The organism is Coleofasciculus sp. G2-EDA-02 (assembly GCF_040226375.1).
GTDB lineage: Bacteria > Cyanobacteriota > Cyanobacteriia > Cyanobacteriales > Coleofasciculaceae > Coleofasciculus.
Window position 1 is genome coordinate 1 of sequence record NZ_JAVKEW010000109.1, and the last position, 25579, is coordinate 25579.

Below are 25579 nucleotides of genomic sequence, written 5' to 3' on the forward strand. Positions count from 1 at the left end.
GTGTTGGTACTCAGTTCATCTGTTGCATCTAAAGTGCAAAACCGGAACTATGATTTTTCTGATTTGGCAGGGCGACTGAATTGGCGAGGAAATGCAGTAGCCATGCAAAGGGCTTTACGAGATGAGTGGTAATCGCTATGTGCTGGATACTAACGCTATCGTTGCTTTGTTACAAGGCAATCTCCAATTGGTTCAATTACTCCAGAATGCTAGTTGGATTGGCATTTCAATTATTAGCCAGATTGAGTTTCTGGTGTTTTCCGGACTAACTGAAGCGGATCGCCAGATTTTTCAACAGTTTGTTCAACGAGTGGAGGTTGTGGGTTTAACAGCAGGTGATGCAACTTTGATTGAGAAGATTATCGAAATTCGTCAGCAATATCGCTTGAAATTGCCCGATGCCACAATTGCAGCGATCACAATCCAAAATGGAGCAAGTTTGGTAACGGCTGATCGGGAGTTCTCAAAAGTTACGCAGTTGACAGTGACTACTTGGTAGTGAGTCATTGCTGGATCTAAAACTCGATCTAGGTTACTCAATTGCTCGATCAGTTGCCAATTAATGGAGGCGAGTAGGGTGGGCAAATGGATATAATTTCTGGTGAAATTGTTAAATTAACGTAACTTGCCCACCCGACAAGATATGCGATCGCACTTACCTTTCAGCGATAGCCCGCACAGTCTCCACTGGTAACGATAACGCTTCAGCAATTTGTTCTACAGTTAAACCCATTGCCAATAACTTGGGAATCGCATTTCGTTGCGCCAACTCCGCTTGTTCTCGTGCCTGTTGTTCTTGTATTTTTTCCTGTTCAGCTTGTTCTCTTGCCCGTTTCTCTAAATTCCGCTGTTCAATAATTTCCACAAACGAAGCAAATCGCTCCCCATCAGGATGGTATAGCTGTAAATTTCCTTGTTCCAATTCAAATCGAATGCCCAGACGGGGACTAATCCAACCCGACATTCTCGGAATTGGCTGTAATATTTGTTCATCCCGTTGCCATCCTTTGAGGATTCCAGGCTGAGGATCAAACAGGTAATATTCTTCGACACCATAGCGTTCGTAAAAATAACGCTTGGTTTCCTCTAATTCTGTCTTCGTATTACTGTGAGAAGCAATCTCGAAAACAACTTGGGGTGGAATATTGTCTTCTTCCCACTGTTTATAGGAACGTCGATCACCCTTGGGACTTCCGATGACAACCATGACATCAGGCGCTTGTCTAATCCAGGGTTCGCCTTCCACTGGATACCAGAATAAATCTCCAGCAACAAAGACATTAGGATTCTCAAGAAATAGGGCATCAATTCCACCTTGAATGGTGACAATCAAGCGGAATTGGATTGTATTGTCTGCCAAAGGTTGACCGTCACTTTCGGGGTAGATGATTTTCGCGGAAGTAGAAAGGGACATACTATCACAGGAGGAAGCATTTTTTGTCACTTTAGCATATCCCTAAACTATCGTGGATCAATGTGCTGTATCCCCAGAATGTCCAAGCTGCAAGGTTTATCAGCACTCAGAACGGTGCGATCGCGCCAAGTCTCAATAATTTTTTGGTAGCTAATGCTACAGTTTTTCTGTTTCGTCAACTTAAACCCTGGAGATGGGAAATATGCCGTTAATATTTCTAAATATTTTTAGCTTAGCCCTGTAGAAAAATAGCGGATAGAATAACTAGAATATCCATCATTCAAGGTTAAATCAATGAAACTGCCCTTCGCGATCGCACTGCTGGCGTTGATTGGTGTGATGATTTAGTACCTTGCAGTATTGGCGTTAACTCTATGACTAACATTAAAGCATCCACTCTTGAAGACGCCAGAAGCAACTGGTGTATCTACGTTCAACGGATAATAGAAAACTATCATCGCGACGCGATTAATTCAAATAATGTCGTCAATACTATCTATACCCGTTTGGACAAGTTTCTGGAAAGTAAGCCAACGGTGGAAAATGGCAAAATATACACCAGCACATATTTTCCTTCAGTGAATGAGGTTAACGCTAATTACGAACAGGTTTGGTGCAAAATCAATACCGCTCATCCCATCAATGCGGCTAATCTAGGGTTTCGCTCCCTAGGGGAGCATCAAGCTCACTCAAAAATGAACGAACTGGCGTTAAACTGGGCGTACAACTATGTCGATGATCGCATCAAAAATGCCTATCAAGCTGCCGATATTACGATCAATTATCGAGAAACTCAAAAGGCAACCGGATTATCCTGGTCTTATTCTGAACTGGTTTTTCAAAAGCGTGACAACAAATCCTATCTTTTAGACAGTCCCTATTTGAGGACGGGTAACTTATTCTTTGAGGCTTTGAGCTATAAACACTACTGCAAACTGTTGTCCCCGAAAGGAGCCGTTGATTTTATCGAAAAAATCAGTAATAATTAACAAAGAATAAGTGAACTGTTTTTTAGCAATCACCCGTTGATGAGGCTTTAACTATGATTGAACTGAAACCGTTAATTTTTCCCGCTTTAGCTACTGTTGCCACTCTCTTGGTTTACTTAGTTCTGACGATCAATGTGGGTCGAGCTAGGGCAAAATATAAAGTACCTGCACCTCAAATTTCAGGAGATGCCAATTTTGAGCGTGTGTTTCGCGTACAACAAAATACATCAGAACAATTGCTCTTATTTTTACCCAGTTTGTGGTTATTCTCCCTGTTTGTTAGTCCAATTTGGGGGGCAGGAATTGGTGGAGTTTGGGTGATTGGGCGAATTATTTATGCCTGGGGTTACTACACAGCGGCGGAAAAACGCGGCATTGGTTTTGGCATTAATTCTCTATCTGTTCTCGTCCTCCTGATCGGTGCTTTAGTGGGAATCATTAAATTGTTCATCAACACCCCATTGGGAGTATAGAGCGATTTTAGCAAATTGGTTTCCCCCTTAAAAAGGGGGACGAAAGGGGGATATAATCGGGATGAGCTGGGGGGTTAAGTCTTCCGAATTTGCCAACAGTATCCTCAGTATCAGCGGGTGTACATTTCAAGCATTGATCTGCCACAATCGGGTTTTTGGATAACTTTTTGTCCCTAAACGTCGCTCAAACACCAAAAACCCAAATGTGAGGAGGGTGCTAACGCTTCACCTTGAACCAGGAAAAGAACGCAAAGTTGGAGCAGCGGCTGCGCCATAATTAACTCGGCAACCAATATTAAAGACACTGACGCCACATTCTAGGGGAACCACCTCACCTTTCAGCATGGCACTACAGCTAACATAACCATCGTCGTTGGTGTCTTTCATCATGCACTCAATGGGTTCGGCACCAGCACGACTGGACCACGAACTCATCCCCATCCCCGCAACAATGTGGTGCCAAAAGAAAACGAGAAGAAAGAAACCTAGGAAAATTGAAACAACTGCTGTAGAGATTAACCCCGCTTTAAACTTCCAATTTTGCAGAAAATTGCCGGACTTGGTTTGACCTGCGTCTGGCGTAGGAGTCGATTGATTGATTGGTTTATCTTGAGTTTCACTCATGAGTACTTAATGTCTTTTGATTTTAAGATAATCGCCTATGGGCGTCTAATATGATTGTAGCGATCGCGCCTTCCCCTGACTACTCCTCTCCCCTCTATTCCCCCACCCGATTTTAGCTGACACCCCCTCAACCTCAGCAACTACACCATCGCCTCAATGTAATATAATTTACTAACCGATTATCAGTAAACCCTTAAACCCTTTCCTGAACCCTACGCAGAGGCTCATTCAAGTGATATGAAAATCAAACATCCACTCGTATTTATAGGATTGTTTATCACAATTTTTTTATCAATCCTTTTAAACAATCCCTTTGTTGCTTCAAGTCAGGCTAATATCACCGATTTAAGCCGTATATTTGGCAACACTACTGGCGCTTTTTTTCTTTATAATCCCCAAAACAATCAATACATTTACTACAACGAGGAGCGGTGCGAGCAAGAATTTCCGCCGATGTCAACCTTTAAAATTCCCAACTCGATAATTAGTCTAGAAACGGGAGCGATCGCAGATGAGACGATCACGGTTTCTTACGATCCCCAAAAATACCCATCCGAAGATTGGTGGTTCCCAGAGTGGAAACAGGAAAATAATCTTCGTTCCGCGTTGAAATACTCGGTGGTCTGGTTTTACCGGGAATTAGCCCTCAAAGTGGGTGCTGCCAATATGAAAAAATACCTGGCTCATTTTCAATATGGGAATCAAGATATTTCCGGTGGAATTGACAAATTTTGGCTGTCAAGTAGCTTAAAAATCTCCCCCAAGGAGCAAGTGGAGTTTTTGCGGAAATTCTACAATAATGAATTATTGGTATCTAAACGAACGGCTGATATTGTCAAAGATATTTTAGTCCTAGAAGAAACCGACACCTACAAAATAAGCGCGAAGACAGGAACTGGTTTCTTAGAAGATGATAAGATTCTCGGCTGGCTCGTTGGCTATTTAGAGAAATCCGATGATGTTTATTTCTTTGCGCTCAATCTCGAAGGGAAACAAGATGAAGCAAGCGGCAAAAAACGACTGGAAATGACCAAGCAAATATTTACCCAACTAGGAATTTTATAAATTGTAGCTAAAACTAAGCCCTAGTGCAGTGTGGCACAAATCACTGAGCAACTAAAACCTCCCCAGTTCCCCCAGCTCCCCTAGTTTGCCAGGTGGTCAAAAACTTTTGCCGTCATGCACTAGCAGCTTCTAACCCTACCGACAAGCATCGGCTCAGGATGCGATCGCACCCCCTTCATTCCCATCTGCACACCCCCTGCTGGAGAAATGGTTAGACCGCGACGCTGGGGAACAAAGTCTGATTACCTTGAATTATCACTAAATAACGCAGACCTGATTGAGTTTAACAACATTTAAGTTGCAAAACGTTGTAAAATTTCCATAAAGTTAATCTACCGATACAACTATTTAAGGTACTCAGCATGACTGCAACAACCCCAAAACCTACGTCACCCGTTCCAGCATTTTGCGAAGGCATCCAATATTTTGGGCAAACCTTACCGGGTTTGGAGACGTATGGAGGCAAACCTGCCATTGCTGAGGGCAACGTTGCGATCGCATCTCCATCTGACCCGGCGGCTGTCTTCCAAACCCTCCTAGCAGCTGATGCCCTGCGTTACCTAATCCTGCAAGTCACAGCATCCAAAGCATCCGGTCATCCCGGCGGATTTGCCAGTGTTGCCGAAGGCATCGCCGCATTAATCATGCTGGGCTACAAAAATATTATTACCGAAGTGGGACACCATGCCCCCGGCTTTTACAGCACCATGTTCTTAGATCGTTCCCTAGAGGACATGGGGATTACAACAGTACAACAAATGCGGGAACGCTTTCGGGAAATGCATGGACTCCTCGGACACCTTTCCGGTCAAATTCCTGGACTCCTCAACCCGGCTGGACCATTGGGACAAGGGCAGCATTTCGCCATGGCGGGGGCATTACTCCACCGAGATACCCTCTTCCCGGTTACGATTGGCGACGGAGGGATTGGTGAACCATACATAATGAGTAGTTTCGGTCACTTCCACACCGCCTATCCCGATGTCACCAACTTCCTGCCCATCTTAGTTTGGAATGGATACTCCCAGGAACACCACAGCATGGTATCCACCAAATCCAATGACGAGATGATTAAATACTGGGAAGGCAATGGATTTCAAGAAATTATCTTAGTCAATGCCAAAGACTTTGACGACGCCAACCAACCCGGTGAATACGTCGATAGCACCGCCTTTTCCTGGGAAAAACGCTTGGAATTTACCCAAGCCGTACTAGAAGCCACCGATAAAGCCGCTAAATCTGCCCTTGGCGGTAAGCTGACTGTACTGATTATCAAACAGCTTAAAGGCGCAGGTGTCCATGATCGAGGCGCCAAAGCCCACAACCTCTACGCTCACCATACCCTAGACAATGAAGAAATTGTCCAAGCCTTGAAACAGCGTGCCTTACCCCCAGAAGCTTGGCAACTGGTACGCACCAACTCTGAACGCGCCGCTGGAGGTCCCGCATCTCATCAGGTGGTGACGGAGAAAGAATTACCCCTACCGGATTTAGGCAAATTGCCCTTAGAGGAATTTGCGGTTAAGGGTGATAAGCAAGTGGCGACAACAGCGATGGGGGCTTTAGTTGCCTATGTGGGTAAACAAGACCCTAACTTTATCATTTCTAATGCCGATGGCAATGCCGCCTCTGGGATTAATAACATTAATGTGGCGCTAAAGATTCTCCATCCTACCGTCGATGAACTCTATTATCAGGGACCCAAGGGTCAGGTTTACGAACCGTTGAGTGAAGATGCTTGTGCTGGGTTAGCGGCGAGTTTAGCTTTGTTTGGTGCCCGTACTCTTTGGTGTTCCTATGAATCCTTCGCGATTAATGGGTTACCGATATGGCAAACAGTTACCCAAGCCATGGCAGAATTGCGTCGTCCGACACCGGCTACGATTACCTTATTTACTGCTGGGGCATTAGAACAAGGGCGCAATGGTTGGACTCACCAGCGTCCAGAGATTGAAAATTACTTTGCTGCCATGATGCGGAATGGCAATGTGTTCCCTTTATTTCCCTGTGATGCCAATAGTATCCAGGTATGTTATGACTGGGCGCTGACGATGAAGAATAAGGGAATTACGATTACGGCGAGTAAGTCACCTTTACCTGTATTAACCACATTTGAGCAAACCCGTCAAGCCTTGAAAGATGGGGGTATTGTGCTACATGACACAGAAGGGAGTAAGAAAGTCGTGTTTGCCGTGATTGGCGATATGACACTGATTCCCGTATTAGATGCAGCCGTTCACCTGGAAAATGAAGGGATTGGCGTGCGAGTTGTTTCTGTGATTAGTCCCCGGCGTTTGTATCGTCCCCATGATGTAGCGTGGGAAACTTGTACAGATCCTGATAGCCACTTTTTAGATGATGAAAAATTTGAGGAGTTGTTTGGTGGCGATGCGTTGATTGGCGTAACCGGAGGTGCGAGTGCCATGCTGGAACCGTTGATGTTACGGAGTACCGTTAAGCGCGATATTTTTGCCTGGAAGCGTGGGGAAACCGCATCGAGTGCGGGTGAAATTATGGCATTTAATGGGTTAACGGCTGAGAATTTGGCGAAGCGGGCGACTGAGTTGGTTGGATAAGATTGATTTGAATTAGGGCTTGCTGAATCACGATTGTAGAGACGTTGCATGCAACGTCTCTACTCTTGGGTAGGAGATTGTTACAATAGAGCCAAAAATGAGGGTTAAAGCATCATTTATGATTATCTCACTATCTGTGCAAACAATAATTGAATCCATTGAAGCCCTTTCTGTTGAAGAGCAGGCTTTATTATTTGAACAACTTTACAGGCGAAGACTGGAAAAGCAGCGTCAAGAGAATGTCAAGGAAATAGCTGAGACAAAAGAGAATGAGCCAGTAACAGGCAAGTCTCCCAAATCTCAGAATCCTTTACTACAGGTTCCTGCTACGCTCAAAAATAATCCCTTATTTGATGAGGTATTAGGATACATAGCAGCCTATCGTCATGAACTAGATCAGGAAACAGAAGCTTATTATCGTGAACATGACACCGAGGTTCAAACCAAGTGACTCGATACATTCTGGACACTGATCATGTCACACTTTTGCAACAGGTTCATCCAATTGTTACCCAGCGCGTTAGTACAGTGAATCCCGATAATATTGGTGTGACTGTCGTAACCGTTGAAGAGCAAGTACGAGGATGGCTAAGTGCGATCAGAAAAACATCCCAATCATCCCAACCTGAACGATTAATATGGGCTTATCGAGGATTGCGAGATGGGGTTAAATATCTGAGCCAATTAAATCTAATTGACTTCAGTGAAGCGGCTTATGCTCATTATCAGGAGTTGCGTCGTCAAAGAATACGCATTGGCACACAAGATTTGCGAATCGCCGCTATTGTGCTGGCAGAAAATTCTATCCTCGTCACGCGCAACCAGCGTGATTTTGCACAAGTACCTGGTTTGGTATTTGAAGACTGGACAGTACCGAATTGAGATAGCAGAAATAGAAACAAGTAAAAATGAATTCTATACAAATTGAAAGCTGGGCATTGAGAGTTATTGATTGCGTCAAAAAGGGTCAACCTAACGAAGATTTTCTAGTTGAGTTGAAGCGAGATTGGATAGAAAAAGAAAAAGCGGCTCGTCGAATAGCAGGTCATGCAAATGCGGCGCGAGGAGAAAATATACTTTGGTTAATAGGTGTTGATGAAAACCAAGGTGTTATTGGAGTCAATGCCACCGATCTTGCTAGTTGGTATTCCACTGTAGAGTCTTGCTTTAATGAACTAGCGCCAAGAATGACACCCTTAAATATTCCTGTAGATGGGAAAACAGTTGTAGCTTTACTTTTTGAAACTGATCGCGCTCCTTTTGTCGTTAAAAATCCAGTTTATGGATCTAAAGACGCAGGTGCTGTTGAGCTTGAAGTTCCTTGGCGTGAAAACACATTGATAAGATCAGCACGTCGTTCGGATCTGATTCGATTACTGGCACCACTCGAACGGCTACCAGAGATTGAAATTATTGATTGTGACCTTACAGCAACAATAGAAGAAAGAGACTCTCGATGAGTTTATACTCCTGATGAATTACGGTTGAGTTTAGAATTGTATATTGTTCCTAAAAACAAGAACCGTATAGTTATTCCGTTTCACCGATGTAAGGCAGAGTTTGAAATTAGCGGAATTACAACAATTCAATCTAATTGGCTCGAATTAGAGCCTGCTACAGGTAAGTATTATAGATGGGCAAATACAGAGATACCTGGTTCTTTAACAATTCAAAGTACAGCACACGAAATTATAATTGACGGTCCTGGTAGAGTTTCACTAGAAGCAACAGCAGGAAGACCATCCTTGCCGGAGAATGCCAAAAACTGTGATGTTCGTATTTTCATTCATCTTTTACCAACTGATTCTGATCGCCCAGTTGTCTTAACTAAGACATTGCCTTACCCAAAAGAACAATGACGGTTCATCTTGTGGGGTCTTCCGTAGTAGGGGCGCAAGGCTTGCGCCCTTACCAAGGTGTCACGTCATCCAAAAAATTGCTATATTACAGCGGTTTTCAAGTTAGTAGACTAAAAATACAGTATAGTTTTAAATACAGTATAGTTTTAACGAGGTATCACAATGACACATGAAGAGTTGTTGAATGAGTTTTTGTCCCTGCCGACTGAAGCACAACGTCAAGTTATAAACTTTATCGCTTTTTTAAAAAAATACAGGGAAACTGAACTTATCTCTCAAGCAAAAAATGTTGATTTAATAAATGATCCATTTATTGGGATGTGGCGAGATCGTCAAGATTTAGCTGATAGTACGGCTTGGGTGCGTAGTGTTAGAGAAAACGAGTGGTCAAAATCCCGTGGCTAATCCAACTATTGTAGATACCGACATACTGATTGATGCTGGTCGTGGTATTTCTGACGCCGTTACCTGTTTGCAAAATTTGAAATCAAGTTCTAGCTTGGCGATTAGTATAGTCACACAAATGGAATTAATTGTCGGCTGTGCTAATAAGGCAGAGCTGAAAATACTAGACAATTTTATCACGCAGTTTGACGTTATTAAAATTGATCAGTATATTTCAGATAAGGCAGTTGAATTGTTAAGCTTATATCGGCTCAGCACAAACGCCATTTATGGTAGGGGCACGGCATTGCCGTGCCCCTACAGGTAGCGCCTGTGCTTACCCCAAATAAAAATGACGGTTCATATTGTCAATCTGAAACGGGGAGATATTGCAACAATTGTGGAATATTACCATAAGGCTGAAAGTGAAGAAGATGGATACAGCTTGGAAGGATTTGATCTGCGTCAAGTGACAATCGAAGTTGCCGCATCGCAAATTATTCCCGTTGTTCAGTAGCAGTGGGAATCAACAATTTTACGCAAGTTGCGTCAGATATCAGAATTGATACCAAATCCGGGTTAGCCACCCCCTTTATAATCTAGTCCGCGCAGGCGGACTTTGTTTGTGTAGCTGCGACTTCCAGTCGCCATGGCAAAAAGGGTTTTACTTTAAATTCCATGACTTTTGCCAATCACCCAATGACGACGAAAGAAACGAGCCAACGCTGATTCTTCCAAGGGCAAATAAATCGGACGCCCATGGGGACAGGTGCGGGGGTGGCGAGTCATTTTCCATTGATTTAATAATGTCTGCATCTGCTCTAAAGTTAGGGGTGTGCCATTGCGAATTGCACTGCGACAAGCTGTGGCAACTTGCGCGGTTTGTAAGTCTCCACCTAAACTGAGTTCTAATAGGGCATCAGCACAGTCGTCTCGCTGATGTAGTAGGGCGGGTGCGTTACGAACAGCCCAAGTATGATCACCAAAGGGTTCTATTTCTAACTCAATCCGTTGCAGTTGTTCGAGTTGAACTGGAGTTAAATGATTGAGAATCACAGGCGGTTCTAGGGGAACAAGTTGCCAGCGATCGCGCAGTTGTTCGTACAAGACTCGTTCATGGGCAATATGCTGCTCAATTAACCACATTCCTGTATCATGTTCTGCCAGAATATACATGTTACGCACCTGGGCAACGGCTTTTAATTCCACTAAGCCAATATCTGAAGTATTACGCTCCTGTTTTGGTGACTCATCCAGGTGATAGACACCCTTTTTTGCCGAAGCTGTCAGTAATTTGCCGACGCGATGGGATTGAGAGGCGGTGTCGAAATTTTCCGCCCCAATCCGCAAGGCTTGTTCAATGGCTTGGCTAATCTGTTCTTGCCAATAGGAAAGGGAATGCAGATAAATTTCGGCTTTGGCGGGATGACGATTCCAATCAATTTGACTGGGGCAAATTTGCAGATGGAGAAAACAAATCGGATAGCGATCGCGCGGTAAAGTTCTCGCCATGGCGGTTAGAATCGTCTGTTCCAATTCTGGCGATCGCACTAATCGTCCATTGGTGGCTACTTTAACCCAATCTGGGCGGTGACGGTGACAGCGATCGGGTAATCCCAAAACCAAGGAGAGTTTTGAGTTTTGACCCTTCGCTAGGCTCAAGGGCATGGTTTTCCGAAAGTAGGGGCGGGTTTCACTACTATCCTTTTTTGTCACCTTGATGTTACTAAACCCGCCCTCATCTCCCCATCTCCCCATCTCCCCTGCACCTTTGCTCCCTCCCTCTGGCGTGGGAACATCTACGGTTAATTGCTGCAAATCATGCACACGCACTTGTTTGAGGAGTTGCGGGATGATCTGTTGAGCCGTTTTACCCGGACTGATTGTAAACCAGGAGCGATCGTTTTGCTGAACTTGCCAGGTAACTGATGGATAGCAAAGGGCTATATTTTGAACCGTGGCTTGTACCATTCGTTGTTGTTGGCTCCTCGACGGTAATCCCTGACGACGCAGACGCCACTTGCCAAATAAATTCGAGACACTCACCACTGTACCCGGCGCGATCGCAACCGCTTCTGTGCCTTCTGTTTCCCCCTGAGTATTATACGCACAGCGCCATCCCTCCAACGTACCTGTTAGTCGGCTGCATATCTCTAATTCTGCCAACGCCGCAATACTATGCAAGGCTTCACCACGAAATCCTAGACTGGTAATCTTGTACAAATCATCGCGACTTTGAATTTTGCTCGTACTGTGCGCTGATGCAGCTTTTTGTAAATCTGTCAAGTCCATACCCGTGCCATTATCTGCCACACGCACACGCCATACATCAAACCATACAGCCACCGAGATGCGCGTCGCCCCTGCATCCAAAGAATTTTCTACCAATTCTCGTACCACGGCGGCTAATGAATCAATCACCTCGCCAGCCGCAATTAAATCAACAACCTCCGTCGGTAAAGTTTGAATAGGACAAGTCATAGTTTTGAAGTAGGGGCGAGTTTAGACTCTTACGTTTCGCTGTTGAAAGTTTCATTCAATCTGTGTAATCTGTGTTTACAGAACTGCATAAAAATCCTAAGCGTTTAATATTTTATAAGCAAGCTGTCCAAAAATTTCATCGACGTATGCACCTGTTTTCGCTGAGGTTCGATACAGTCCTGATGTTGGATTTAAGTCTTTATCCTCAACGATTTGAACCATTTGGTTAACTTTTCCCGGTTCGACTAAATCCGATTTATTTAAGGCAATGGCAATTGTGCCTTTAGGATTAACCGATAAAAATAGGTTAACATGTTCATCTAATCGCTCAATGGTTTCCATTCGGCTGACATCAGCAACAACGATGACACCACTCGCCCCCTGTAAGTAACTGGGAGCGATTGATTTAAATTTAGTATGTCCTTCCAAGTCCCAGATGAGTAGCTGTAAATTTACGGATTCTAATATTTTTCGGGAGATCTTCACACCGACAGTAGACAGATACTGATCGCTAAACTGACCTTCGACAAAGCGGCGAATTAAGCTGGTTTTGCCCACGCCAAAGTCACCGACGAGACAAATTTTCTTGGATATTTTAGCCATTGGTTATTGGTCATTGGTTATTGGTCATTCGTCATTGGTTCAGAGAATAATTTTTGACTTTTGACTTTTGACTTTTGACCCTTCGCAACCCTTTTTGGGCATACTTTCAACGTGCAATCGCCTCAAATTCAACAAATCGGCTGTACTTATGGGATTCATCAGCATACAGTCCTGCGGGGGGTTTGGTGGTTCCGGATATTTCTAAGCGTCTAGCATCAATTCCCTGACGCACTAATACCTCAGCCACGGTTTTTGCCCGTTCTAGGGCTAATCCCTGATTTTCTAAAGGTGTACCACTCGGATCACTATGACCAATGACTCGGAGTGATTGGTTGGGGTAATCCTTGAGGAATTCTGTCAAAGCGTCCATTTTATCTTGTTCTGACGCTTTTAATTCGGCGGAATTTAGATCGAAGTAGATGCGAGAGGCTAAGGCTAGAGGTTGTAGTTGCACGGTGTTGGTTACAGAGTCCACTCCGGGAATTTCCTGCAACGCTTCGGTAATTTTATGGGCATCTTTGACCTGAATTACACTGCCTTCTACAGTAACTTTACCGTCTTTAAAGTTTGTCCATATTGCCAAACGTTCGGTTTGATTGAGAATAGCGGTAACTCGCTCAACCTCGGCGGATACTTCAACTGGATCAGGTGGAACTTTGATGGCAATGATATCATTTTCTATCTCACCATTGGGTATAGTCGTTTGGGCAATTTGTCCTGCTTTTTCGACCAGATATTGATTCGGCAATTTACCAGACAACGTAATCGTCTTGTCTTGTGCTTCCACATTTAAACGATAAACAGCGAGTTCGGGATCAGATGCCAAAGCGACGGCAGTTTCTTCCTCAAACTGATGATTGATACCACTTTGATGCAGATAAAAACCCCACGGAATAAAAATCAAACCCAATACAGAAGCACAAAGGCTTAACAAGGCTACAGGAACTTTACGCGGCGACTGTTCTGATTTGGGATTAACCAGGGTCAATGATTCCAGAAGTGACGGGATTTGAGCCGGTACATTATCCGGATCTCCATCAAATAATTCCATCGCCTTCCCATGGCGGAGAACAATGGTACTCAAAGCGTCGCGTATTTTATCGATAAATGACTGGGGGGGATCGCCTTGCGTCACCACGGCGAGATAACAGTACCCGGCGACTTCCAGGAGAATGTCACAATGTCCATATTCGATGCGATCGAGTTCTGAGATTTCACCGGATTTAATAATACAATCATTCACAAAACTGCGGATGGCTGTCAACATCCCCGCCACCATATCTGACTCCAAGCGTTGTTTGCCAAAGGGTTGAACTTCAGCAATCACTAATCCTGATGCTTTGTGAATCAGAAAAATCGCCTGGATGGTGAAGGGCATCGACTCTTTAAAGATGAGTTCTGCCTCAGATATTCCCTGGCTTCGTGCCCGAATTTTGCGACTAATTCCCTCCATACTTAGGGAATTTTCCACTTTCTGATCAATCGCCCGCATTGCTTCCGATAAATATTTATAGAACGTTCCCCCCATGACTGGATAAAGGGCGTCTACCATTGTATCCCGTTCTATCTCAATTTGTTCTTTAATTGCCGCACTCATTTCCGGGGCAATTGCCCGGGCAAATTCCCCCGGATTGCTGAGAATTTGATAGTTAACGGCGGATGGAATAATCGGCGCCAAGGCGGAACAGATTCCCTCTTTATCTTCTTTTGTTTTCGCCTCGATCATCTGATCCACAATGGGCGCGATCGCACTTGCCATTTCCTCTCTAGCTTCAGCAATTTTCAGGGTTAAAATCTGAGTAATTAAAGGCAAAAGTAGTTTAATTAAATTTGTCGGATCGTATATCTGATTTTCTAGAGCTGAAAATTTTTCTTTTAGCAGTTCAATGCCTTCTTGTGAATCGAGAAGATCTGGCGTCAGTAGTAATTTCTGCAAGCGTTCAAATTCATCCTCGATATCTACATCATAAGCTAATATTGATTCCTGGCTAGAGTTATCAGGTACATATTGAAGCTGGGATGATGATTCTGGAGACTGTTCATATTTATCAGTTTGCGGCTGATTGGATTCAGCTAAATGGGATGGGTACGTGCCGTTTTCTGATAAATCTAATTGCGATTGATTCAATTCTCCTAGCGCTATTAAAAGTTTATCAGAGATAGAATAATCCCTGGATTCGTTAGGTTCTTCAGACAGGTTTTCAGATGAGGTTGGGTTGATCTGAGCTTGATTTAATGGGTTAGAGTTTGGGGAAGATGATGGCGCAGTAGTGGGATGATCAAGTAACGATTCAATTCTCCCATTTGATAAACTCTCTAATCCGGTTAGAGTCTCCTCTGAAGCGAAATGAGCCGTAGTGTTTTGGTGTGTCCCCTTAACCGGAGATGGATGGAGTGACGGTAACGGCGATAAGAGTTCGGGATTCTCCGCTTGTTGGTTATCCGAGGGACTTAAGTAAAAAGCATCAAATGTTTCTTCAGGCGTTTCTTCAGGTTGAGATAAATCAGAGAAAGCATCTCGCTTTTTTGTGTCGTCATTGATGGTTAAATCAGACGATTGGATTGGTGTAGTATTGAATGGGAATTGATTCAATCGCTGGACTTTCTTTTCTAAGGGGGAAGCAACAGGCTGTAAGGATTCAGGCTCTAATTCCTCTATATTAGTGGCATCTGAGCCAATACTACTTGGATAAGCTCTACTTTCTTCTCCCCCTGCTTCCCAGCCGTAACCTGCTACGTATTTACTTGCTTCCTCTGCTTCCCCGGTTTTGTCCACTTGTTGTCTCTTTAACTGATCAGTGTGGAGTTCACCCTGAATTTTCCCGTTCTCCTTTGCGGAAGACATTTCTGTTGCGGCGGCTTCAGTTGAGTTAGAATTCTGTAAATCCATCAATAAATCCAGCAAACCCTCTAGCTGGGATATGACAGATCCCTTTTTTTCTGGTAAAGCCATAATTTGATCCTGCCTTGTCCTATATTGGCACTGAGTTCCGTAAATGCAGAATTGAGTCAAATGCCAAATTTGACTCAATTCTAATCCTATTTATCGAGGACATCCACTACATTACTAGCTTTGAGCCAACATTTGGCTGAACGTTGGGACGAATAGTGATCTCGCCTCTTACTGAGACAAGGGACTCGCTTCTAAAAGCCGAACATCAACGTCTACATTATTACCTGCTGCTTCTTTCAGCTCAGGAGCAAATTCAGTTCCTTTAATTCTTAATCCTAATTCAAACAAAATATCTGCCATATCATCTTTAGCAATTTTGCCATCATTAATTAGGGAAAATCGTCGTTCGATTTCTTCAAAAACATAGGCTCTTAGGCTTCTAAGGTCTTCTTGAAGTTTTTCTCTAGTTTCTGAGAGTTCGTTATGTAAATTATTGGTTTGTTTTTCTAAGCTATTATCAAGGGATTCCAAATTTCCAGAAAACTTTTTGTTGACTATATCGATGGTTTGCCGAATCTCAGCATTCTCGTTTTGAACCGTCATATTCAGCGACTTCAGTTTTTTCTCCAGGGAATCTACAGCAGCTCGTAGCTCCGTCACATAAACAGTCTTGGTTTGCTCAATGCGATCGCGCATTTCTTGTTGGATCAACGTGAGGTTCGACTCAATTTTGTCAATTCGGCTATCGTACTCTCGTAATTGAGCGCCGAAGATGATATCCCGGATTTGGTCAATATTACCCAGTCGCTCGCGCATTTGGTCTTTGCTGATTTCTGCCATGCTTTTCCCTCTCTCTTGGTTAAACTGCCGGTTGGCTCAACTGGATTGGTTTGCGGTAAATATCACCCGATTGGGGGGTGACACTACTATAACACTGCTGCTAGCTCTAGAAGACAAGTCAGAATCATTCAGAGTAAAGTCTTTCCAACTGAGTCAGTTATTGAATTGACGCCTTGTCTCATCTACTTTATTGCCATCTCTATTTTTATCGGATTCAGCGAGAAGAACCAAACTATACTCATAGGAGTTAGTTGGGTAAGATGTCAACAAGTTTAGCGATAGTTTTCTTAGATCACCAATCGAGCCGCAAAAAGGTAGGAGCAAGACATGTCCTGCCCCTACTGATGGTGGGTAAAATCGATTGCGCTATTTTAGCTTATTTGACCTTGGCGACTGCTATAATTAGGGTTGTACCGAAGGTAAGGGTACATTAACAGGAGTTTTCTGGGATGCCAGTGACTCGCCCACCAGATGGCTAAGTCCCGCCGCATTCAAAAGCTTAACCCACTGATTCGTCACTTCTGAATCACTCGGATAGTTGCGGCGCAGTTCAATGAGCTGTGCTAGAGTATCCTGCCAAAGTTCTTCCTCAGCATAGAGTTCCACTTTTTTTATCGGTGATGCCTGTGCTAACTGAGTGTCTAGGGTAGGATCGAGTGCTACCCGTCTCACCCATCCTTCAACCACCAAATCATTAGAGCGTTCGTCTTGGGGTGGGCATAGAATTGAGAAAGACCAACGATAATCCTCACCCACCGCCAAGGGTAATAAGCTAACGTCGTGAGGTAGATTCAATGTGATTATCCCTGACTTGCCGTTAGTCCGGAACTGGCTTTGATAAACCAGATTTCCCTCGCTATCCTCCAGGACAAACTCAACGGGTAAGGTTGTGCTGGGAGCAAGTGAGGCGGGTAGGTAAACAAAAAAGCTAGGATAAGCCGCAACGGTTGTACCAAAGCGATCGCTAGGGATTAAAGCCGTTAAGGGTTTCCCTACAACAGGGCAATCGTCCCCAGAACCTCGGGTTGCCCCTCCTTCAACACGACTCGGTGCGCCGATTCCTCTGGGGAGTTGGTATTTGTTGGTTGTCCAGGTTTGGGGTATTCCTTGAGCCTGGAGAATTTGGGGGCTGTGGATCAGGGCAAAGCTTACGGCAAATAGCCCTAGTTTTACCCCCACAGCCAGAGAAAATCGGCAAAAACGATGTCCCATTGATACCATGACGGTGACTCAGTAATTAGTTCTGATTGGTTCTTGCCTTCTGAGCTACTGGTTCTTCGACAATTTGCTCTAGTCCTACTGAACTGAGCAGTCGGCTCCATGCCGCCTTTAAAGTGACATCATTGGGGCTTTGGCGACGTAGTTCAACTAAGGTATTCAAAGTTTCATACCACAGTCGTTCCTTGGCGTACATAGCCACTCGCTGTTCCGGCGTTGCTTGTTGGATGCGGCGTGCCAGATTGGGATCGGGTTCCACACGCTCGAATGCGCCATCGACATATACATCACCAGAACCATCTGTGGGATTGCAGATTAGTCTTAAAGTCCACTTATATTGCTTACCCATCTCTGGGGGAAGAACACTACTTTCTAAGTTAGGCAGCGTTAAGCTCATGATACCGGGGGCACCAACAACGTATTGTTGTTCCTCTCCCTTAGAATCTTTTCCGGTGTAATGGTCGAAGGCGTACTTGGTCGAGTAAATTTCCTGATTATTGGCATCCCGCACCAACAACTCTACCCCCCACGCCGTGTTTTTTGGTAGATACCAGGAGAGAGTAGGATACTCTGCTATTGTTTGTCCAACCCCAGACTTAGGAACCAATGCGATCGGACCTCGACCTAGCGTAGGGTCAGTAATACAAGGTCCTCTTGTACCACCACCTTCTCTATTACCTGGAAGACTAGCACCTTGCCTGTCTGATGGAGTGAATTCCCATTCGGTGGGGATTTCGCGGCTGAGGGGTGAACCTCCTAACTGTGCTTGTACCCCGATGGGAATATTAGCCACAAGTCCTAGGGTTAACGCTAAAGCTACTACAGTAAAACGGGATGAACGAGTAAACGAAGCCATAATAATTTAGAACTCCTACTTAATCAGAGTCTTGCTTTTGGAACAATATGTCTAAGCAGACACTTAACCTTCCTACAAAGGGGGTGATAATTACAGAATTTTCAGGTTTTTACTTAAATGATTTGCCTGAATATTTCTATTTTAGCTTGAGATAGGGAGTGAACTGACACCCGAAATTCCCCTCTTATCTGAATCTTTATATTAATTTTTCCCTATCTTGATATTCATTGTTTTATTCAACAGCACTATCTCCTGAGTTAGACAACGATTCAGGTAAAGTGGCACTCCTGTTTGGATTCAATTGCTCAGAAAGACTTTGTAAGCCAACTGAGTACAATAACTTGTTCCATGCGGCTTGCACGTTGCGATCATTGGGAAAATCCCGATGGAGTTCTACCAATGTCTCTAACGTGTCATACCAGAGCAATTCCTGGGCATAGAGGGCTACTCGTTCTTGGGGAGTTGCCTGTTGAATCCGCATGGTTAACGTTGGACTCGGTTCAAGCCGCTGAATCCCACCACCCACTACAATATCGGCTGAACGCTCCTTAGGGTTGCAAACCAGTACTAATTGCCAGTAATATAGCTGATTCACTTTCAGGGGAGCAAGATTGGCAGAGGTGGGAATCTCTAGGCTCATAATTCTGGGCTTATTTGTCTCCCCTGTCACCGACGCCTTCAAGGAATACTTAACCCGGTAAATTTCTTCATCACTAGCACTCCAGAGTATAAATTCAACTGCCGATGCAGTTGTTGGTGGCATATACCAGAATAATTTGGGATATTCTGCCAAGGTTTTGCCGATCAACGATTCTGGAACTAAGGCTATTAGTGATTGATTATGCTGGGTACACTCTGGACCTCGCGTTCCACCAGCTTCTCGATTCACAGGAATCTGATCGGGCGTTGAACCTTCTGGAGTTCTGAAGCCCCACTGATCTGGTAGTTGAGCACCCAAAGAGGTAGTTCTAACCTGGATTGGCACTTGAGCGACTAGATTAGTCGCTAGCCCTAGTGTTAACGCGATGGTTAAAAATGTTAGGTTTGATAAGCGGGTGAAACAAGTCATAATTCAGATATACACTCGTAGAACCGAGTCCTTAGTATATAGATGTTATAGCAGAAGACAATGTTCCAGACTTTGGTTAGTTTCCGTCAAACATTATCAGTTGGCTGGGTCACTCAAGCATCTACCTTTAGGGGACTGTTGCTGAATTAGGAGTTTGTCGTCAGCACCGCCAGCGCGGCTAGCACGCTTTGAGTCCGACGATGAACCTTGGTTATGCCAGTACCCTTGTTCTAGATTGTTAATATTTTAACTTTAGACATAGGCAATTCCGGAACTTTGTTTCCACTCTTATCTAAATCTTCATCACTCTTAAAGCCGATTCCTGATTTCTGTGCCTTTATCGCCTGAAAAATTAAATTCTTTGTAAAGATATAAAATCTTGTTTATCTTTTATCTTCTCTGTTGTCTCCTTCAGGTGGGGAAGAGGGGATGGGAAATGAGTGAACCGGGAACTTCTTCCTTGTCTCCCCAGCACCTGGAGCGCCTGGAGCACCCCTGCACCCAGAAGCGGTGATCACAAAATTCTGTCATCCTGCTTGATTAATGTGCTACTTTCCCTGACAAAGGGTTGGGCAATTATATCTAGCCCTACAGACTTGAGCAGTTTGTTCCAAGCTGTAATCACAGCCGGATCGTTGGGGCGATCGCGCCGGAGTTTAACCAAAATCTCTAATGCCTCGTACCAAAGTCGTTCCTTTGCATAAAGTACCACACGTTCCTCAGGTGGTGCTTGCTGTAAGCGACGGGCTAGGGTAGGGTCAATTGACACTCGCTCGATTGTGCCTGCCATATAAACATCACCGGATGGATCATTGGGATTACAGATTACTCTGACAATCCAGTCATACTCCTGACCCACTTTCAGCGGCAGAGAGCTACCATCTAGTCTTGGTAGAGTTAAACTGAGTATGCCTGGAGTGCCCACCACCAATTGTGCGTTTGTACCCTGATAATCTTTTGGGGTGTAACGGGCAAAGGCGTACTTGGTCGAGTAAATTTCCTGATTATCACTATCTGTTAGCTTAAACTCCATGCCCCAAGCCCTCGTTTGGGGTAGATACCAAAAGATAGTGGGATACTCCGCAATTGTCTGTCCCATACCAGATGCTGGTACTAAGGCGACGGGATAACTGCTTAGGCAACCCGCAAACGGTAAATTGCTGCTATCTGGTAGACTTGAATCACCAGAATTAGGCAATGGCGCGGATTCCCATTGATCAGGTAACTGAGAACTGATGGAGGTATTGCTCAACTGCGCTTGTATCCGAACGGGCTGTTTCAGGCTGAACCCCACCGTTACAACTATTGTTACTAAAGCGGTTATGGCAACTTTGTGTGGGAAAAAACGGATGAACTTAAGCATACATAAAAAGCTACTATTGTCAATAAAACTATTGAATGAAAACTATCCAAAATAGCTAACCCATGTTCAAATCTGTTTAGGCACATTTAGAATATTGCAGATGCACGCCTGGAGCATCCGCCTTCAGGAGTGGGGTATTAACAAAACCTGAATAGAGATTTCGAGACTTAAATCTAAATCTTGATATAGACTGAGCATGATTCCTAATCCTGATTCCTCTGTGTCACCTAAATTGAAACCTTTTGGCACCATTCGACCCATTGGGGCAGCTGCCCTACAGGGTATTGCTTTTTGGGGAGAAAAATTGATAGCAATCGATGCCACAAGTGGCTATCTGTTGCAAATTGACCCCCAAACTGACAATACCAAAATTTTGAATTCATCGCCGGAGCTAAATTTTGCCGATGCGACGGGTTTAGCCATCGTGGGGGATACGCTGTGGTTGACGTCGAAAGAGAGAGTGTACTATTGCCAACTCGGCGGCGAGCTGCAGCTTCAGCATTTCCTGACATTGCCCTACACCGCCAATGGTGTCGCACTTAAGGGCTCGACAGTCTATATCACCTGTCAAAAAATGGGATATATTCTGATTTACAGTCGGGATACCGGGCAGGAGATTACCCGCTTATATGCCCCAGGAATTGGCATGGAGAACATTACGGTACGGGATGAAGAACTTTGGGTTTCGGATCAGGAAGAACAGACGGTTTACTGTCTTGATCGCGCCACCGGAAACATTATCTTCAGCGTTCTGACTCCCTTTGAGAATCCCACAGGTTTAACGTTCTACCGAGATCCCCACACCAATCAGGAGATTCTTTATATCGCCTATGCTAGCGTTGAACCCTACATCCGTGATAACCCCAACGCTCAACCCAACCACGAATTACAATATCGCGATCGCACCTTTATTCATCCCCTCTACTTTCACTATAATGCCGAGGAACGCTATGCCCTCTCCAATGGCTATTTAATTGAAATGTCCTACGTTGAGGAACTATCCCCTCTAGAGGACGTAGCCCTGCAGAACCTAGAATGGCGCATCGCCTTACCCTCAGAAACCTTACGCCAAAAAATCCGCGCCATTGAACCCATTGGGATTCCCTTCACCGAAGAAATCCAAGACAATCAACGTGTGGCGGTGTTTAAATTCGATACCCTCGCCCCCGGAGAACGGCATTTATTTGGCTGGAAGGCGCTTCTAGAAGTCTGGAGTATCAAATATCGCATGACTCCCAGAGATTTAGAAGATCTACCAGAGTTGCCACTCGAATACAAATCCCGCTACTTGGTGGATGATGACGAATTAGCCATGGATAGCGACATCATCCGCCGCGCCGCCCGTGAAGCTGTAGGTCGGGAAACGAATTTATTGCGACAAATGTATAGTATTCGCAATTATGTCTATGACCAACTCGCTTACGGAATCAAACCCCATATCGATACCCCAGATGTCGTTTTAGCGCGAGGGATTGGTTCCTGCGGGGAGTATCTCGGTGTCTTGTTAGCCCTATCCCGTCTCAATGGGATTGCCTGTCGTACCGTTGGTCGTTACAAATGTCCCGCCCATGCTGATCAACGAGACATTCCCTTACAACCTGATTTTAATCATGTTTGGATGGAATTTTACCTACCAGGATTTGGTTGGGTTCCCATGGAATCTAATCCAGACGACACCCGCGAAGGTGGACCTTACCCCACTCGGTTTTTTATGGGACTGGCTTGGTATCATGTAGAAATTGGCAAAGGAATTACGTTTGAAACCCTGACCAGTAAAGGCGTTCCGGTTAATAAGGAAGAGGTTTCTATTGGGGATCTGGCGATTAATCATGTCCGATTCAAAATTCTCGATGAATTACCACCGCCGGGGAAATAGTTTTGAGGTATCTAGGGGTGGGTTTCACGATTATCGTTTTGGGTTCACAACAGATGTAACTCGCGCCCGCCCCGACTTAACCTTCGCTGCGCTATTCGGACATGGTTTTGACGCCCTGTTTTTTGACGAATGACAAAGGACAAATGACAAAGGACGAATATGGAAGTTATTCCAGCTATTGATTTACTCGAAGGTCGCTGTGTACGGTTATACCAAGGCGACTATGGGCGATCGCAAGTTTATAGTGAAAACCCGGTGGAGGTGGCTAAACAATGGGTTGACCAAGGGGCAAGTCGGTTACATCTGGTTGATTTAGATGGGGCGAAAGCGGGTCATCCTGTTAATACCAAGACGATAGAAGCCATTGTCCAAGCGGTATCAGTTCCCGTAGAAGTCGGGGGAGGATTGCGCGATAAGGAAGGTGTCAGCCAACTGCTTTCTCTCGGCGTTCAGTACGCGATTTTGGGAACGGCGGCGGTTGAAGATCATCCCTTAGTCCAACACCTGTGTTCTGAATTTCCCGATCGCATTATTGTTGGTATCGATGCGCGAAATGGACAGGTAGCCACAAGGGGATGGCTAGAAACCTCAGAAGTTACTGCGACTCAACTGGCACAGCAAATGGCTGATTTGGGTGTATCGGCAATTATTTATACAGACATTCAGCGGGATGGTACACTCACAGGACCCAACCGCGACGCCCTGCGAGAATTAGCTAGTCATGTCTCGATTCCAGTTATTGCTTCTGGGGGTGTGAGTTCAATTACGGATTTATTGAGTTTACTGGCTTTGGAACCCTTAGGCGTGATCGGTGCGATCGTGGGTCGCGCCTTGTATACTGGTGATGTTTCCCTCAAAGAAGCCATTCAAGCCGTGGGACAAGGGCGTCTTCAGGATATTCCCCCCGATTTGGGCTCGTCTTCATTCGCATAAATTAACAAATGGGACGCTGACCTAGGGGAACAGCATGAACATATTCGCTACCAGAGGCGGGCCATCCCCGGCGGTAAGAGGCTTCTTCTGGCTTGCCCCAGCCAAGCTGGAGGATGATTTCCAGAATCTGGGAATTCCGATAATGTAAAAGGTTAACCCATTCCGTCCTCGATGCGATCGCGTCCACATCCTCAGGCTGAATTTGGCGATAGTCTTTGCCGAGACGGATACTCAGGTACAAGTCCATACCCGGAGTAACCTGTTGCCAAAACTCCAAGATCGAATCTTTGGCAGCTTTGATCATCTCTACGTCATCGGTTAATGCCATTAACTGATCATCAACAGCCGGATATCGCAGTGTTTTTCCTTTGAGGGTTAACTGTCGCCAAACAATACCCGAAACCTGATGTTGTCGCTGGTAGTGGTGAACCGCCGCTTTAAAATCTCGATAGGCACTAAATTTTTGAATGCCATCAGATTTGAGAAATCGGTCAATCACAGGATTTCCCGATGCTGAAGCGGCTAAATTCAGGCGCTGACCATTCATACAGGCGCGACGTTCCTCTGCCAAGATTTGGATCAGTTCCTCGGTGCTGTAAACCCGTGACATCAGATGTGCGATTGAGCGGAGTAGCTTGGGACTCTCACAGAGCATTAATTTTGGCTTAATTCCGTATTAATCTCGTTAATCGGTCGCCGTTTTAATTCTGGGGATTCAGAACGGGGGAGTAAGTCAAAAACCTCCCGAAAGACATCATCAACTTTTTCGTAGCTGACTTGTCCCGTTTGATTCAATCTCACCTCACCCTCTTGGTCAATGAGAACAGTTTGGGGAACTAACCCTTCATAATAGTAGCCCGGTTGCATTGGGTCATCACTGGGTTTGTCGTACAGAGTATCCGCGCTAATGGGGATAAAACTCGCCGCCCGTCCATAAGGCGCTTGTAACTGGGACACCACTGTGGAAAATTGCTTACAATCTTTGCTGTCATCAATGTAGAACACCAGCAAGGCAGGTTTATGGGCTTTCATAGAGTCTGCCAGAGTGACACGGGGTGGGACGAGGGAACCATTCCCGGCATAGAGGGCAAAGATATTGCCGTCAAAGTGGTCATCCTTGAGTTCGGCTAGGGCTGATGGTGTTGATAACAGCAAACAGCCGAGGACAGCAATCAGAGTGACCAGACATTGGGCAATGAGACGTTTGTAAGAATAGCGATTGGTTAGATGTTGACTGAGAACGGGTAATGAGTCAAAGGTCATATTACACAAAGTTAGTTCAGATGAAATCCCCTGTTTCTGATTATCGCTGATTGCCTGACGAGTTCAAGCGATCGCGTGAACTAAACTGCGTTATTATCATGCCAGCGCAATAAAGTCAAATAGGTAGAATAATATACTGACTAGCCATAAATAGGTGAGCTTTGGGCGACAGCCCCGCGCTCTACCTGTCAGAGTGAGCGTCGGGAAGGATAGCCCGACAATGAAGCGGAGCGCAATTGTCAATCTGGGGTGTTCTGTTTTTCGACATAAGATTTTAATTGGGAGACAGTGACCCCTCCGCAACTAGCAATGAAGTAAGACTCATTCCATAAAACTGATTTCTTGAAAACTTTAGCTAAATCTGGGAATTCTGACCTTAAGCGACGGCTGGTTACAGACTTGATATTCCCAACGAATTTAGGCAACTCTAGCTGTGGATAATATTGAAACAGCAAATGAATGTGGTCTTCCTCTCCATTGACCTCAATTATTTTGCACTCCCATTTGCAACACAACTCCCACATTAATTTCTGGATTCGCTCAATCATTTGTCTGGTAAAGATTTTGCGACGGTATTTTGTCGTCAAAACCAAATGTGCCTTTAAGTCGGAAATCGATCTTCCGCTTGAAACAAAATCATCGAAACTCCTTTGGGTCCCAAACCCTGTCTTTATAAGACAGCTTTACAATTAAATGCTGGTTTTTAAATGGAGATAATCCCAGGAACCAGCAAACCCTGTAATAAGTCCCTTCGCCCACCCAGTCCAAGATGTCTTGGCATTACCCAACGCCTAACCAAT

General features: G+C 44.8%; 28 protein-coding genes. 15 read left to right on the plus strand and 13 right to left on the minus strand.

Annotated elements, in window-relative coordinates:
- Window positions 1-121: 121 nt before the first annotated feature.
- Window positions 122-499, plus strand: a complete 378-nt coding sequence (locus RLO19_RS12370) for a type II toxin-antitoxin system VapC family toxin (protein WP_446356760.1) — start codon at window positions 122-124, stop codon at window positions 497-499.
- A gap of 156 nt (window positions 500-655) precedes the next feature.
- Here RLO19_RS12370 and RLO19_RS12375 read toward each other — a convergent pair whose 3' ends face one another.
- On the minus strand, window positions 656-1414 hold the full coding sequence (locus tag RLO19_RS12375) for a Uma2 family endonuclease (RefSeq protein WP_446356762.1): 759 nt from the start codon (window positions 1412-1414) through the stop codon (window positions 656-658).
- A gap of 62 nt (window positions 1415-1476) precedes the next feature.
- Here RLO19_RS12375 and RLO19_RS12380 point away from each other — a divergent pair, with 62 nt between their 5' ends.
- The 3 genes from RLO19_RS12380 to RLO19_RS12390 all read left to right on the plus strand — a co-directional run bounded on the left by RLO19_RS12380 (window position 1477) and on the right by RLO19_RS12390 (window position 2876).
- Complete coding sequence (locus tag RLO19_RS12380) at window positions 1477-1626, plus strand: hypothetical protein (RefSeq protein WP_446356764.1); 150 nt, start codon at window positions 1477-1479, stop codon at window positions 1624-1626.
- 162 nt (window positions 1627-1788) lie between these two features.
- Complete coding sequence (locus RLO19_RS12385; protein ID WP_446356766.1) at window positions 1789-2403, plus strand: hypothetical protein; 615 nt, start codon at window positions 1789-1791, stop codon at window positions 2401-2403.
- 53 nt (window positions 2404-2456) lie between these two features.
- Entirely contained in the window at window positions 2457-2876 is a 420-nt protein-coding gene (locus RLO19_RS12390) for an MAPEG family protein (RefSeq protein ID WP_446356767.1), read from the plus strand.
- Window positions 2877-3101: 225 nt separating this feature from the next.
- On the opposite strand, the gene RLO19_RS12395 is transcribed toward RLO19_RS12390, so the two are convergent.
- Window positions 3102-3500 carry a hypothetical protein gene (locus RLO19_RS12395; RefSeq protein WP_446356769.1) on the minus strand — a complete coding sequence of 133 codons (399 nt, stop codon included), beginning with the start codon at window positions 3498-3500 and terminating at the stop codon, window positions 3102-3104.
- A 237-nt stretch (window positions 3501-3737) separates the two neighbouring features.
- Here RLO19_RS12395 and RLO19_RS12400 point away from each other — a divergent pair, with 237 nt between their 5' ends.
- The 9 genes from RLO19_RS12400 to RLO19_RS12440 all read left to right on the plus strand — a co-directional run bounded on the left by RLO19_RS12400 (window position 3738) and on the right by RLO19_RS12440 (window position 9901).
- Entirely contained in the window at window positions 3738-4565 is an 828-nt protein-coding gene (locus RLO19_RS12400) for a penicillin-binding transpeptidase domain-containing protein (RefSeq protein ID WP_446356771.1), read from the plus strand.
- Between the two features lie 362 nt (window positions 4566-4927).
- Window positions 4928-7141, plus strand: a complete 2214-nt coding sequence (locus tag RLO19_RS12405) for a phosphoketolase (RefSeq protein WP_446356772.1) — start codon at window positions 4928-4930, stop codon at window positions 7139-7141.
- Between the two features lie 118 nt (window positions 7142-7259).
- Window positions 7260-7592 carry a hypothetical protein gene (locus RLO19_RS12410; protein WP_446356774.1) on the plus strand — a complete coding sequence of 111 codons (333 nt, stop codon included), beginning with the start codon at window positions 7260-7262 and terminating at the stop codon, window positions 7590-7592.
- Window positions 7589-8023: a type II toxin-antitoxin system VapC family toxin gene (locus tag RLO19_RS12415; protein ID WP_446356776.1), complete on the plus strand. Its 435-nt coding sequence runs from the start codon at window positions 7589-7591 to the stop codon at window positions 8021-8023. Before RLO19_RS12410 ends, RLO19_RS12415 begins: the two co-directional genes overlap by 4 nt.
- Window positions 8024-8049: 26 nt before the next feature.
- Window positions 8050-8601 (plus strand): AlbA family DNA-binding domain-containing protein, encoded by a 552-nt coding sequence (locus RLO19_RS12420; RefSeq protein ID WP_446356778.1) that lies wholly within the window; start codon window positions 8050-8052, stop codon window positions 8599-8601.
- A 24-nt stretch (window positions 8602-8625) separates the two neighbouring features.
- On the plus strand, window positions 8626-9000 hold the full coding sequence (locus RLO19_RS12425) for a hypothetical protein (protein WP_446356780.1): 375 nt from the start codon (window positions 8626-8628) through the stop codon (window positions 8998-9000).
- 162 nt (window positions 9001-9162) lie between these two features.
- Complete coding sequence (locus RLO19_RS12430) at window positions 9163-9405, plus strand: hypothetical protein (protein WP_446356782.1); 243 nt, start codon at window positions 9163-9165, stop codon at window positions 9403-9405.
- Complete coding sequence (locus RLO19_RS12435) at window positions 9398-9712, plus strand: PIN domain-containing protein (RefSeq protein WP_446356783.1); 315 nt, start codon at window positions 9398-9400, stop codon at window positions 9710-9712. Before RLO19_RS12430 ends, RLO19_RS12435 begins: the two co-directional genes overlap by 8 nt.
- A 24-nt stretch (window positions 9713-9736) precedes the next feature.
- Window positions 9737-9901: a hypothetical protein gene (locus tag RLO19_RS12440; protein WP_446356785.1), complete on the plus strand. Its 165-nt coding sequence runs from the start codon at window positions 9737-9739 to the stop codon at window positions 9899-9901.
- A 152-nt stretch (window positions 9902-10053) separates the two neighbouring features.
- Here the strand turns inward: RLO19_RS12440 and mutL are convergent, their stop codons facing one another.
- The 8 genes from mutL to RLO19_RS12480 all read right to left on the minus strand — a co-directional run bounded on the left by mutL (window position 10054) and on the right by RLO19_RS12480 (window position 20707).
- Window positions 10054-11865, minus strand: coding sequence for a DNA mismatch repair endonuclease MutL (gene mutL, locus RLO19_RS12445; protein WP_446356787.1), 1812 nt, complete (start codon window positions 11863-11865; stop codon window positions 10054-10056).
- A gap of 96 nt (window positions 11866-11961) precedes the next feature.
- Window positions 11962-12468, minus strand: a complete 507-nt coding sequence (locus tag RLO19_RS12450) for a Rab family GTPase (RefSeq protein WP_446356789.1) — start codon at window positions 12466-12468, stop codon at window positions 11962-11964.
- Between the two features lie 106 nt (window positions 12469-12574).
- Window positions 12575-15421 (minus strand): OmpA family protein, encoded by a 2847-nt coding sequence (locus tag RLO19_RS12455; RefSeq protein WP_446356791.1) that lies wholly within the window; start codon window positions 15419-15421, stop codon window positions 12575-12577.
- Window positions 15422-15589: 168 nt separating this feature from the next.
- Window positions 15590-16201: a hypothetical protein gene (locus RLO19_RS12460; protein ID WP_446356793.1), complete on the minus strand. Its 612-nt coding sequence runs from the start codon at window positions 16199-16201 to the stop codon at window positions 15590-15592.
- A 402-nt stretch (window positions 16202-16603) separates the two neighbouring features.
- Window positions 16604-17422 carry a DUF928 domain-containing protein gene (locus RLO19_RS12465; protein ID WP_446356795.1) on the minus strand — a complete coding sequence of 273 codons (819 nt, stop codon included), beginning with the start codon at window positions 17420-17422 and terminating at the stop codon, window positions 16604-16606.
- A 16-nt stretch (window positions 17423-17438) separates the two neighbouring features.
- On the minus strand, window positions 17439-18275 hold the full coding sequence (locus tag RLO19_RS12470; RefSeq protein ID WP_446356797.1) for a DUF928 domain-containing protein: 837 nt from the start codon (window positions 18273-18275) through the stop codon (window positions 17439-17441).
- Window positions 18276-18507: 232 nt separating this feature from the next.
- Complete coding sequence (locus tag RLO19_RS12475; protein WP_446356798.1) at window positions 18508-19344, minus strand: DUF928 domain-containing protein; 837 nt, start codon at window positions 19342-19344, stop codon at window positions 18508-18510.
- Between the two features lie 514 nt (window positions 19345-19858).
- On the minus strand, window positions 19859-20707 hold the full coding sequence (locus RLO19_RS12480; RefSeq protein ID WP_446356799.1) for a DUF928 domain-containing protein: 849 nt from the start codon (window positions 20705-20707) through the stop codon (window positions 19859-19861).
- Between the two features lie 196 nt (window positions 20708-20903).
- Here RLO19_RS12480 and RLO19_RS12485 point away from each other — a divergent pair, with 196 nt between their 5' ends.
- The gene (locus tag RLO19_RS12485) at window positions 20904-22583 is read left to right on the plus strand and encodes a transglutaminase domain-containing protein (protein WP_446356801.1); all 1680 of its coding nucleotides are present in this window, start codon (window positions 20904-20906) and stop codon (window positions 22581-22583) included.
- A gap of 159 nt (window positions 22584-22742) precedes the next feature.
- The gene (gene hisA, locus RLO19_RS12490; RefSeq protein ID WP_446339698.1) at window positions 22743-23516 is read left to right on the plus strand and encodes a 1-(5-phosphoribosyl)-5-[(5-phosphoribosylamino)methylideneamino]imidazole-4-carboxamide isomerase; all 774 of its coding nucleotides are present in this window, start codon (window positions 22743-22745) and stop codon (window positions 23514-23516) included.
- 1 nt (window position 23517) lies between these two features.
- On the opposite strand, the gene RLO19_RS12495 is transcribed toward hisA, so the two are convergent.
- The 3 genes from RLO19_RS12495 to tnpA all read right to left on the minus strand — a co-directional run bounded on the left by RLO19_RS12495 (window position 23518) and on the right by tnpA (window position 25453).
- The gene (locus RLO19_RS12495) at window positions 23518-24126 is read right to left on the minus strand and encodes a hypothetical protein (RefSeq protein WP_446356803.1); all 609 of its coding nucleotides are present in this window, start codon (window positions 24124-24126) and stop codon (window positions 23518-23520) included.
- A gap of 44 nt (window positions 24127-24170) precedes the next feature.
- Complete coding sequence (locus tag RLO19_RS12500; protein WP_446356805.1) at window positions 24171-24779, minus strand: thylakoid membrane photosystem I accumulation factor; 609 nt, start codon at window positions 24777-24779, stop codon at window positions 24171-24173.
- 239 nt (window positions 24780-25018) lie between these two features.
- A complete protein-coding gene (tnpA, locus tag RLO19_RS12505; RefSeq protein ID WP_446356806.1) occupies window positions 25019-25453 on the minus strand; it encodes an IS200/IS605 family transposase in 435 nt (144 codons plus the stop codon).
- Between the last annotated feature and the right edge of the window lie 126 nt (window positions 25454-25579).